Source organism: Paenalcaligenes sp. DL 309 (genome assembly GCF_057475285.1).
Genome location: NZ_JBYBKW010000005.1, coordinates 224,878 through 236,889 on the forward strand (window position 1 = coordinate 224,878; position 12,012 = coordinate 236,889).

The 12,012-nt window shown below is 46.1% G+C and carries 9 protein-coding genes; 7 read left to right on the forward strand and 2 right to left on the reverse strand.

Going from position 1 to position 12,012, the window contains the following annotated elements; all coding sequences use genetic code 11:
- Positions 1 to 220 precede the first annotated feature (220 nt).
- The 7 genes from aceE (at position 221) to purF (ending at position 10,673) form a co-directional block, all read left to right on the forward strand.
- On the forward strand, positions 221 to 2,938 hold the full coding sequence (gene aceE / locus AC2UZJ_RS08815; protein WP_486949775.1) for a pyruvate dehydrogenase (acetyl-transferring), homodimeric type: 2,718 nt from the start codon (positions 221 to 223) through the stop codon (positions 2,936 to 2,938).
- Positions 2,939 to 2,952: 14 nt separating this feature from the next.
- A complete protein-coding gene (gene aceF / locus AC2UZJ_RS08820) occupies positions 2,953 to 4,620 on the forward strand; it encodes a dihydrolipoyllysine-residue acetyltransferase (protein WP_486949776.1) in 1,668 nt (555 codons plus the stop codon).
- A 15-nt stretch (positions 4,621 to 4,635) separates the two neighbouring features.
- The gene (lpdA, locus tag AC2UZJ_RS08825; protein ID WP_486949777.1) at positions 4,636 to 6,387 is read left to right on the forward strand and encodes a dihydrolipoyl dehydrogenase; all 1,752 of its coding nucleotides are present in this window, start codon (positions 4,636 to 4,638) and stop codon (positions 6,385 to 6,387) included.
- A 93-nt stretch (positions 6,388 to 6,480) separates the two neighbouring features.
- Positions 6,481 to 7,866, forward strand: a complete 1,386-nt coding sequence (gene folC / locus AC2UZJ_RS08830) for a bifunctional tetrahydrofolate synthase/dihydrofolate synthase (protein WP_486949778.1) — start codon at positions 6,481 to 6,483, stop codon at positions 7,864 to 7,866.
- Positions 7,867 to 7,901: 35 nt separating this feature from the next.
- Positions 7,902 to 8,699: an SPOR domain-containing protein gene (locus tag AC2UZJ_RS08835; RefSeq protein WP_486949779.1), complete on the forward strand. Its 798-nt coding sequence runs from the start codon at positions 7,902 to 7,904 to the stop codon at positions 8,697 to 8,699.
- A complete protein-coding gene (locus tag AC2UZJ_RS08840) occupies positions 8,696 to 9,184 on the forward strand; it encodes a CvpA family protein (protein ID WP_486949780.1) in 489 nt (162 codons plus the stop codon). Before AC2UZJ_RS08835 ends, AC2UZJ_RS08840 begins: the two co-directional genes overlap by 4 nt.
- Positions 9,185 to 9,218: 34 nt before the next feature.
- Positions 9,219 to 10,673 (forward strand): amidophosphoribosyltransferase, encoded by a 1,455-nt coding sequence (gene purF, locus AC2UZJ_RS08845; protein WP_486949781.1) that lies wholly within the window; start codon positions 9,219 to 9,221, stop codon positions 10,671 to 10,673.
- On the opposite strand, the gene AC2UZJ_RS08850 is transcribed toward purF, so the two are convergent.
- Positions 10,630 to 11,118 (reverse strand): disulfide bond formation protein B, encoded by a 489-nt coding sequence (locus tag AC2UZJ_RS08850; RefSeq protein ID WP_486949782.1) that lies wholly within the window; start codon positions 11,116 to 11,118, stop codon positions 10,630 to 10,632. The genes purF and AC2UZJ_RS08850 overlap by 44 nt on opposite strands.
- 20 nt (positions 11,119 to 11,138) lie before the next feature.
- Positions 11,139 to 11,798 (reverse strand): MarC family protein, encoded by a 660-nt coding sequence (locus AC2UZJ_RS08855; protein WP_486949791.1) that lies wholly within the window; start codon positions 11,796 to 11,798, stop codon positions 11,139 to 11,141.
- Positions 11,799 to 12,012 lie beyond the last annotated feature (214 nt).

Genomic DNA, 12,012 nt, shown 5'->3' on the forward strand with positions numbered 1-12,012 from the left:
TTGTAAGCGGATTTGTGAGGGATATACCAGATTCATTTTTCGCAATATGAAAGGTCATGTCGTAAAATGGAAAATAGCTTGAGCCTTTTACGTTTATTACATAGAATGAATGAAACAAAGGCCTATAAAAGAAAGAGGCTGCTTGTTTTGCGGTTCGTACTATTTAGTAATTCTTACACTTCAGTACGCACTTCATATTCATTCACTGGAGACACGCCACATGTCCTCTCTTGACCAAGTAAAAAACTCGGCGAGTGCTGATAACGATGAAGCTTTAGAAACACAAGAATGGCTAGAGGCACTCGAAGCCGTTTTAGATCGCGAAGGTCCGGCTCGTGCCCACTACCTCATTGAGCGTTTAACTGATGTAGCTAGACGTTCTGGTTCACGCATCCCTTTTTCTCCATATACGGCTTACGTCAATACCATACCGGTAGGCTTAGAGCCTCAATACCCCGGTGACCCTGTATTAGAAGAGCGTTTACGTTCCTATATACGTTGGAACGCTATGGCCATGGTAGTGAAAGCAAACCAAGAAACTCCTGCTGATGGGGGGGGGTTAGGTGGTCATATTGCCTCTTTTGCTTCCTTAGCAACCATGATTGAATGTGGACAAAACCACTTTTGGAAAGCGGATAATGATGAGCAAGGCGGAGACCTAGTTTATTTTCAAGGTCACACCTCTCCCGGGATGTATGCTCGCGCTTATTTAGAAGGGCGCTTAGAGGAAGAGCAGCTCGATAATTTCCGTCAAGAGGTTGATGGTAAGGGTTTATCGTCTTATCCGCACCCTAAATTAATGCCGGATTTTTGGCAGTTTCCTACTGTATCCATGGGCTTAGGGCCATTGATGGGGATTTACCAAGCGCGTTTCTTAAAATACTTGCACGCTCGTGGTATTGCTGATACATCCGGGCGTAAAGTGTGGGTGTTTTTAGGCGATGGAGAGATGGATGAGCCGGAGTCTTTAGGTGCTATTGGTGTTGCTGCTCGTGAAAAATTAGATAATTTAATTTTTGTCGTGAACTGTAACTTACAGCGTCTAGACGGTCCAGTGCGTGGTAATGCAAAGATTATTCAAGAGTTGGAGGGCGTATTCCGTGGGGGTGGTTGGAATGTGATCAAACTCATTTGGGGTGGTTATTGGGACCCTCTATTAGCGCGAGATAAAGAAGGCATCTTACGCCAAGTAATGGAAGACACCATTGATGGCGAATACCAAGCTTATAAAGCAAATGACGGCGCCTATGTACGTGAGCACTTTTTTGGTAAGCACCCTAAGCTATTAGAAATGGTAAGCCGTATGTCCGATGAAGACATCTGGCGCTTAAACCGTGGTGGTCATGACCCTTATAAAGTGTATGCAGCTTTTGATTCCGCCACTAAGCATGAAGGGCAGCCTACTGTTATCCTAGCTAAAACCATTAAGGGTTATGGAATGGGTCATGTGGGCCAAGCGCAAAACCCCTCGCATCAGCAAAAGAGTCTTGATGTAGAAGCCATTCGAGAGTTCCGCGATAGATTTAATATCCCCATACCTGATTCTGAATTAGAAAACTTACCCTATTTCAAACCGGCGCCTGATTCGCCTGAAATGAAATACATGCACGAGCATCGTCAGGCCTTAGGTGGCTATTTACCAAAACGCCGCATGAAAGCTGATGAGCACTTAGCGGCGCCTGGCTTAGATGTATTTAAAGCTGTATTAGAGCCCACAGCAGAAGGACGTGAAATTTCAACCACTCAAGCTTTTGTACGTGTGTTGAATCAGTTGTTACGTGATAAGAAGTTAGGACCACGTGTGGTGCCTATTTTGGCCGATGAGTCCCGTACTTTTGGTATGGAAGGTTTATTCCGTCAAATTGGTATTTATGCGACTGAAGGCCAAAAATATACACCGGTCGATAAAAATCAGGTGATGTACTACCGTGAAACCAAAAACGGTCAGTTACTACAGGAAGGCATTAACGAGCTGGGCGCGTTTAGCTCGTGGATTGCGGCAGCCACGTCGTACTCCACAAATAATCGCATCATGATTCCTTTCTTTATCTATTACTCCATGTTTGGTTTCCAGCGCTTTGGTGATTTAGCCTGGGCGGCTGGTGACATGCAGGCGCGTGGTTTTGTATTAGGTGGTACCGCTGGGCGCACTACACTGAATGGTGAAGGTTTACAGCACGAAGATGGTCACAGTCATATACAGTCTTCAGTGATTCCAAATTGTGTGTCTTATGATCCTACCTTTGCGCATGAAGTGGCCGTTATTATTCGTGATGGCTTATACCGGATGGCTGAAAAGCAAGAGGATGTGTACTACTACATTACGCTCATGAATGAGAACTATGCACAGCCAGGTCTACAGCATGGTGATGAAGAGGGTATTTTACGTGGTATGTACAAATTTAAATCGGTAGAGGCCGAAGGCACAGAGACACATAGAGTGCAACTCATGGGCTCTGGCACCATTTTACGTGAAGTAATAGCTGCCCAAGATCTATTGGATAAAGATTGGGGTATTAGCTCTGATGTATGGAGCGTTCCTAGCTTTACAGAGTTGCGCCGTGAAGGTTTAGATTGTGAACGCTATGCCTTACTGCATCCCACTGACACAAACCCACCCGTGCCTTATGTCACGCAGTTGTTAGCTGACACCACCGGGCCTATCGTGGCATCCACCGATTATATGAAAGCGTTTGCTGATCAGATTCGCGCCTTTATACCGGAAGATCGTACTTACCGTGTGTTGGGCACAGATGGTTATGGTCGCTCTGATTTCCGTTCTAAATTGCGCTCACATTTTGAGGTGGACCGTTACTTTGTTGTGTTAAGCGCGCTGCGTGCTTTAGCCGATGAAGGCAAGATCAGTATGGATAAGGTCATTGAAGCCATGAGTAAGTATGGCATTGATGCGAATAAATCAAACCCACATCACGTTTAATTAGGGGGAAAGTCATGAGTGAATTAATTCAAGTCATTGTCCCAGACATCGGTAGTGATGAAGACGTTGATGTGATCGAGATTCTCGTTAACATCGGTGATACCGTTGCTGTAGAAGACAGTTTAATCACCGTGGAGTCTGATAAGGCCTCCATGGAAATTCCCTCCTCGCATGCCGGCGTGGTGAAGGCCATTAAGGTTAACTTAGGTGATAAGGTGCGTGAAGGATCTTTAATCTTGGAATTAGATGCTACGCAGCAAGCTGCGGCCACAGAAGCTCCTACTGCAGCAGCCTCTGAACCAAGCACGGCCGAGCAAAAACCCGCCTCCGATACGGCGGAAATTGTGACGGTAACCGTACCAGATATTGGTGACGTGCATGATGTAGACGTGATTGAAATTTTGGTAGCCGAAGGAGATACCATTGAACTTGATCAAAGTTTAATCACCTTAGAGACAGAAAAAGCCTCTATGGAAGTGCCTTCCAGTCACGCGGGTATTGTTAAACGTATTTTAGTGAAAGTGGGCGATAAAGTTTCTGAAAATTCAGATATCTTAGAAGTAGAGCTGAGTGCGTCAGGCGTAGAGCCTGCTAAAGCTGCCGTAGCTGCTGCCCCAGTAGCAGAGACTGCTTCGGCTCCAGCAAAGCCTGCTCCGGCTGCTGCTTCAGAGAGCACTCCAGCTATGGCGTCAGAACCCCCACAGCGTGAGTCTCCAACCTCTTCGTTTGCGGATGCCAATGTGCCGTTACGTAATTTACCGCATGCTTCACCCTCTGTGCGTAAATTTGCCCGTGAATTAGGCGTTGATTTAACTCTAGTAACAGGCACGGGTAGCAAAGGCCGTATTAAACCCGAAGATGTGCGTAATTTTGTTAAGCAAGTAATGGCTGATAGCAGTGTAGGCGGGGCTTCACCGGCTGCGGCTGCTACGGTTTCGGGGGATTTTCAGGTTTTACCGTGGCCGAAAGTGGATTTCAGTCGCTTTGGTGAAATCGAGACCCAGCCTTTATCACGTATTAAAAAGATCTCTGGCGCAAACTTGCATCGTAATTGGGTCATGATTCCCCATGTGACCAATAACGATCTGGCCGATATTACTGAGCTAGAGGCTTTCCGTAAGCAGTTAAATGCAGAAGGGAAAAAATCAGGGGAAAATGTACGCTTAACTATGCTGGCTTTTTTAATCAAAGCCAGTGTAGCTGCTTTGAAAAAATACCCTGAGTTCAATGCATCACTTGATGGCGATAACTTAGTGTTAAAGCAGTATTACAACATTGGTTTTGCTGCGGATACGCCTAATGGTCTGGTTGTGCCTGTGTTAAAAGACGCTGATAAAAAAGGTATTTTAGAAATCTCTGAAGAAATGGGCGAATTGGCGGCAGCAGCACGCGACGGTAAGTTGAGTGCAGCCCAAATGCAAGGCGGTTGCTTTACTATTTCTTCTTTAGGAGGTATAGGTGGAACCGATTTCACGCCCATTATTAATGCACCCGAAGTGGCTATTTTAGGTGTATCACGCTCTAGTATGCAGCCGGTATGGAACGGCAAAGAGTTTGAGCCGCGTTTAATGTTGCCCTTGTCATTATCTTATGATCACCGTGTGATAGATGGTGCGGCAGCGGCACGGTTTAACGCCTTCTTGGGCCAATTACTTGCCGACTTCCGTCGCATCACCCTATAAATAAAGGAATAGCAGATGAGTACACAAGATATTTTGGTACCTAACATTGGCGACTTTGATGGGGTGGCGGTCATTGAGGTGCTCGTCAGTCCGGGGGATACTGTTGCCGTCGAAGACAGCTTAATTACTGTAGAGTCTGATAAGGCTTCTATGGAAATTCCGTCTTCGCACGCGGGGGTGGTTAAAGAGGTCTTAGTTAAGGTGGGCGATGAAGTCGCAGAAGGCACGGCTATTGTACGTGTTGAACTCGCTGAGGCTACTCAGGCTATGTCTGCGTCTGCGCCTGAAACGACTACTGTAGCCGCTAGCACCACAACTTCTCAAGAACCACAGACGTCTTCATCTTCTCAAGCTCCTGAGGGGGCGTACGATGTGGTGGTGTTAGGAGCCGGTCCGGGAGGGTATTCTGCTGCTTTTCGTGCCGCAGACTTAGGGCTAAAGGTTGCCCTTGTAGAACGTTATTCCACCTTAGGTGGGGTGTGTTTGAACGTGGGTTGCATACCTTCTAAAGCGTTATTGCATACCGTAGGTATTTTTGAAGCGGCTAAAGATCTTTCTAAGCAAGGTATTCACTTTGGTGAAGCCACTATAGAGATAGATCAATTGCGTGGTTATAAAGAAGGCGTCATCGGTAAACTTACCAAGGGCTTAGCAGGTATGGCTAAAGCGCGTAAGGTCGATGTTATAACGGGCACAGCACGCTTTAGTAGCCCTAATCAGTTACAGGTGGAAACCGCTTCGGGTAATGAAGAGGTGGCATTTAAATCGGCGATTATTGCTGCTGGTAGTCAGTCTGTAAAATTGCCTTTCTTACCTGATGATCCACGTATTGTGGATTCTACAGGGGCCTTAGAGCTGCAATCCATTCCTGAGAAAATGCTCGTGATCGGCGGTGGTATTATTGGGCTGGAAATGGGTACGGTGTACTCAGGGCTGGGTACGCGTTTAGATGTGGTAGAAATGCAATCTGGTCTTATGCAAGGCGCAGATCGTGATTTAGTGCGCGTATGGCAAAATATGAATAAGCATCGCTTTGATCATATTATGTTAAATACTAAAACGGTATCTGCCGAAGCTAAAGAAGACGGCATTTGGGTTAGTTTTGAAGGTGAAGGCGCGCCCACAGAACCCCAGCGTTATGATTTAGTGTTACAAGCCGTGGGTCGCTTCCCTAATGGCAAACAAATTGGAGCTGAAAATGCTGGCGTGCAGGTAGATGATCGGGGATTTATTGCCGTTGATAATCAAATGCGCACCAATGTGCCGCATATCTATGCCATTGGTGACATTGTAGGTCAACCTATGCTTGCGCATAAGGCGGTACACGAAGGGCATGTGGCCGCTGAAGTTATCGCTGGTGAGAAAGCTTACTTTGATGCTCGAGTGATTCCTTCGGTGGCCTATACCGATCCCGAAGTGGCATGGGTAGGATTAACAGAAGAAGAGGCCAAGGCACAAAATATTGCTGTGGAAAAAGGGTTGTTTCCTTGGCAGGCCTCGGGTCGCGCCATCGCGAATAACCGTGATGAGGGCTTTACTAAACTGCTTTTTGATGCTGAAACCAAGCGTATTTTGGGCGGTGGCATTGTAGGGGTTGGTGCGGGTGACCTCATCAGTGAAGTGGTATTAGCCATAGAGATGGGGGCAGATCAAGTGGATATAGGTAGTACTATCCACCCGCACCCTACCTTAGGTGAATCAGTAGGTATGGCCGCTGAAGCCTCTTTAGGTCTCTGTACCGATCTTCCACCTGTGCGGCGCAAGTAAAAAACTTAAGCAACAAGCACGCGAATTATTAGTGAAAAAAAACGGTAAGTGCTATTATTAGCACCTACCGTTTTTTTTCAATGATTGAGATTCATGCATAAATCCCATAACACATTTTTAGATGAAACAAGTTCTCTAGCACAGTGGCTGCAGCATTTAGAAAGTCTGCACCCAAAAAATATTGATATGGGTTTAGAGCGTGTTGAACAGGCGGCTACTCAATTAGAGTTAGCGCCCAGTCATGCCATCAAGATCATTGTGGGTGGTACCAATGGTAAGGGGTCCACTTGCGCTATGCTAGAGGCAATCCTACTTGCTGCAGGCTATAAAGTGGGCTTGTATACATCTCCCCATTTGGTGCACTATAACGAACGTATTCGTATCAATGGTGAAAATGCCAGTGACGGATTGATTGTGCGTCAGTTTGCATTCATTGAACAAAAACGGGCAAACATCAGCCTGAGCTATTTTGAGTTTTCCACCTTGGCGGCCTTAAGTGCTTTTCACGAAGCAAAGGTTGATATAATGTTGTTTGAGGTAGGTTTAGGTGGGCGTTTAGATGCGGTAAATATTATCGATGCGGATTGCAGTATTATTACGAATATTGATATAGATCACATCGATTATTTAGGCAATGATCGCGAGCACATTGCATGGGAGAAGGCGCATATATTTCGTCCCAATAAGCCGGCTATTTGCGCAGACCCTTTGCCTCCTGCTGCCATTGAAGCCTATGCTGATGAAATAGGTGCCGATTTATGGCAGTTTGGTGTGGATTTTAATTATTCGGGCGATGCGCAACAATGGGCTTTTGCAGGACGTACACAGCGGCGTGCTGCCTTAGCTTATCCTGCCTTACGCGGGGTTAATCAGCTGCTCAATGCTTCGGCTGTTTTAGCTGCCTTAGAGTCTCTACGTTTACAAGTGTTGGTACCTGCTAGTGCTGTACGTGAAGGTTTAGCCAGAGCTGCTATACCAGGGCGCATGCAAATTTTGCCTGGTCAGCCTTTTATTGTGTTAGATGTGGCCCATAATCCGCATGCAGCCGGCGCTTTAGCTCAAAATTTGCAGCAAATGCCCATGACACCTAACAGCAAAACCTTTGCGGTGGTGGGGATGTTTCAAGACAAAGAGGTAGCCGCAGTTATTGCACGCTTATTGCCTTACGTAGATACATGGTTGTGCGCTACCTTAGAGGGGCCGCGTGCTTTAAGTTCGCAGGCATTGTCAGATATTGTTAATAAAGCTTTATCCGAATCCGAGGTGAGTGATAATCAAAAGACTGAGGTGGTAGCTCCACCCACGGTTAGACCTAAAAATGCTGTAGTAGAGAGAGAGCATGTACAGACTTTAGTCTTTGATGATGTAGTGCAAGCCTTTGTAAAAGCACAGGCATTAGCCACAGACAATGATAGAATTTTAGTATTTGGCTCCTTTTTTACGGTTGGTCCTATCCTGTCCTATCTAGATCGTATTTAGATAATAATTATTTTTAAATAAAATAGGTTTTATACATGGGAATGTTTTCACGCAAGGCGTCTGCAAACACACAAAGCAGCAGACCTTCTAGTGACGAGCAATTAATTGAGATGCGAAACAAAGCGCGCCGTCGTTTGATTGGCGCGGTAGTCTTGGTATTAGCTGCTATTGTATTGATACCTGTTTTACTCAGTGATCAGTCTGCCGATGAGCCCGAACAAGTTGTGAGCGTTATTCCCTCAATTATTCCACCATCAGAAGAGCAATATAGGCTTTCTGAAAGCTTAGAGCGTCCTATATTTGAAAGTGATACCACAGAGACTTTTGATGATCAGGGAGTGATTGAGTCAGAGAGCGATCTTGCTTTAGTAGAACTGCCCGATTTCATAGAGCCATCTGTAGAGTCTAAGCCTGAGGCGCCGGAGCCTAAACCTGCACCAGAGCCTAAGCCAGAACCTAAACCGGAGCCTAAGCCTAGTCCTAAGCCCGCACCCAAACCTAAAGCAGATGCTCGCACAGATGATGGCTCTGTGGCTATTGCTCTCTTAGAAGGGCGTACACCGCCGCCTTCAAGAGCTAATTCTACAGACGTAGAGCAAGGTTCATTTGTTTTACAAATTGGTGCTTACTCCTCTAAAACGGATGCGGATCAACGCCGCTCAAAATTAGTGGCAGCGGGTGTCTCCAATGCGTATGTGGAGACGGCGAATGTCTCAGGTAAAACAGCGTATCGATTGCGTGTTGGCCCATTCCCTAGCAGGCAGGCTGTGCAAGCAGCACAAACGCGTTTACGCTCCTTAGGTTATGAAAACAGTTTCGTCTCTAGCAAGTGAGTAGTTTTGATTACGTGATTCTTGTGGTGATTGCTGCCTCGGGAATCTTAGGTTTTGTGCGTGGCTTGATTAAAGAGCTGATGTCTTTAGTGGCTTTTATCGCCGCTTTTTTTGCCGCATTGTGGTGGGGTCCCGAGGCCGCCACTTGGCTTATTTCACTCATTGATAATAGCTTATTGCGTAGTGCCGTGGCGTATGCGGCAGTTTTTATTTTAAGCCTGCTTGCCGTGGGTTTACTTAATATGGTGCTTAGTGCTCTTATAGAGCATACCGGGTTGAGTCCCGCGGATCATGGCTTAGGGATGATGTTTGGTTTAGCTAGGGGGTGTTTAATTGTAGTAGTGCTTGTTATTATTGCCGGTTACACTCAGTTACCTGCTGAGCCGTGGTGGCGTGAATCACACTTAGCAAAAAAAGCCATTGATATAGTAATAGGTATAAAGGCGTATTTGCCTATAGATGTGGCTTCTTGGTTACCTTATTAGCTTTTATCCGTTCCGTTATTTATAGGGAAATAGTATGTCTGGAGTTGTTGGTGTAGTAGGCTGTGAACCGGTTAATCAATTGATTTATGACAGTCTGCTGCTTTTACAGCATCGTGGCCAAGATGCGGCTGGAATTACCACCTACAATGAGTATTTTTTTCATACCCATAAAGGGGCGGGTTTAGTCAGAGATGTATTTCGTACTCGAAATATGCGCACGCTTTTAGGTAATAGTGGCATAGGTCATGTGCGTTATCCCAGTGAAGGCAGTGCGGAAAATGCAGATGAAATGCAGCCTTTTTATGTCAATGCACCTTTTGGTATTAGTTTTGTGCATAGTGGTAATCTCAGTAATTGGCGTCAGTTGCGCCAAGAGCTCTTTAGCGTAGATCGCCGCCATATTAATACCAACTCTGACTCCGAAGTTTTATTAAATGTATTTGCGCATGAGTTACAACGCGTGGCTGAAGGGGAGGAGTTAACGCCTGAGGTGATATTTAAAGCAGTGGCCGCGGTACACCATAGAGCCAAAGGGGCTTACTCAGTGATTGCCCAAATCGCTCATTACGGGGTGTTGGCCTTTAGAGATCCAAATGGCATACGTCCTTTATGTTTAGGTAGTCAGCAAACAGCAGCAGGCAAAGATTGGATGGTAGCCTCAGAGTCGGTGGCGCTCACTGGGTGTGGGTTTGATTTAGAGCGTGATGTGGCTCCTGGAGAGGCCATACTTATTGATTTAGAGGGTAATTTACACACTCAGCAGTGCGCTGAGCATACTCAACTCTCACCGTGTATTTTTGAATATGTGTATTTTGCGCGCCCAGACTCCACTATAGATGGGGTGTCCGTGTATGATGCTCGCCTTAAAATGGGTGAGTATTTAGCTGCTAAATTAGCTAAAAACTTACGTCTAGCAGATATAGATGTGGTGATGCCTATTCCTGATTCGTCACGGCCCTCTGCTATGCAACTAGCCGCTTGCTTAAAGCTTAATTATCGTGAAGGGTTTATTAAAAATCGTTATATAGGCCGTACTTTTATTATGCCCGGTCAAGCTGTGCGTAAGCGATCTGTGCGCCAAAAGCTCAGTGCTATTCCTATGGAGTTCAAAGACAAAAACGTCTTGCTTGTTGATGATTCTATTGTGCGAGGCACCACTAGCCGAGAAATCGTGGAAATGGCACGTTCAGCAGGCGCGAAGAAGGTGTTTTTTGCTTCCGCAGCCCCCGCCGTTCGTTATCCTAATGTATATGGTATCGATATGCCTATACGTACTGAGCTGGTTGCGCATAATCGATCCACCGCTGAAGTGGCAAAAGAAATAGGCATGGACGGTCTGGTTTATCAAGACTTGGCAGATTTAGAGCAAGCCTTACGCGATTTAAATCCCGCTTTTACACGTTTTGAATCGTCATGTTTTAATGGTGATTATGTTACGGGTGATATCACTTCTGAGACCCTAGATTTACTAGAGGCAGAACGGAAATAAGACCAATTAACACAAAGAAAAGCAGTGCCCAAATCGCATAGGGCACACCAAACACATCTACGCTGGCTTCCATACAGGTCGCGTAGATGCCAAATAGCCAAGGTAGGGCAGACTCTAAGCCTGATTTAATCATCACTTGATCAGCAAAAGTCATATCACAAGAAAAGAGCTTGGCCGCCACAGAATGCTGATACCAGGCCGCCATCACGCCACCCCAGGCGGTAGCAATCACAGTTAGCCGACCAATAATGCGTAGGGCGATTTGTTTATAAACGATGCCCATATGGCCAATGACAGAAAAAACAATAAGCGCAATCAATAATAAACGCTGAAATACACACCAAGCACAAGGACGCATGGTAAATAAATGCTGAGAGAGCAAAGCTACCCCTAATGCTAACGCACTTAAAATGGCTGTATAAAGAAAACCGCGTTGTTGCAACATGTTAAGTCTCCTAATTGTTTTCAAAGTAAGCTAGCGCTGCGCGCAGAGGCCTCAACTAGTAAATCAAGCACTAGTTCATGCACGCCATCCCACACAATTTGTACTCCTAAGCACAGCAAAATAAAGGCGGAAAGACGCATCACTACAGCTGTACCATTGCGCCCCAGTTTATGTAAAAACTGCGAGGCAAAACGTAAACATAAATAAACCACAAAGGCGGCTGCTGCAATAGCTGGAATAGCGCCTGTTAGCTTAGTAATGCCTACAGCTGCGCTGCTGTCATGTAACGTTGCCCCTACGGTTAAAGCAGCCGATAATGAACCGGGGCCGCATAACATAGGAAAGGTGAGCGGATAAAAGGCTTTAGAGCGCACTAACTCCCACGAGTAGGAGTCCGCCATATCTTGAGCTTGCTCTGCATCAAAATCCGAGGCGCTGACTAAGCCCCATGCTGTAGCAATCACTAATAAGCCACCGCCAATACGAATAATAGGCAAAGAAATACCAAAAAAAGCTAAGACTAAATTGCCGGCCACCACCGCAATAGCCAGCATAATAAAAATATTAATAGCTACTTTTTTGGAAAGACGGGTGCGTGCTTGCGTGCTGGCACCTTCTGTTAAGGTCAAAAAAATGGGTGCGGCAGCAGGTGGGTTTAACATAGGTAATAGCGTAGCAATATTGACATCCTCCTCGCCCTAAAGGACAAGGATTCCTACAGCGTTCAAGCGACCATCGCCTGACTCGCTTCGGTGGGTTCTTGGCCCGACGCCCCTAACTGCAGGCGAAGTGTCTGCACAAGCTAACTGGGCGTGTCCCGCCCTTAACACATTGATCGCGCCGACTAAATCGGCGTTTTCCTCGAAATCACAGCTCACACACTGGAACCGCGCT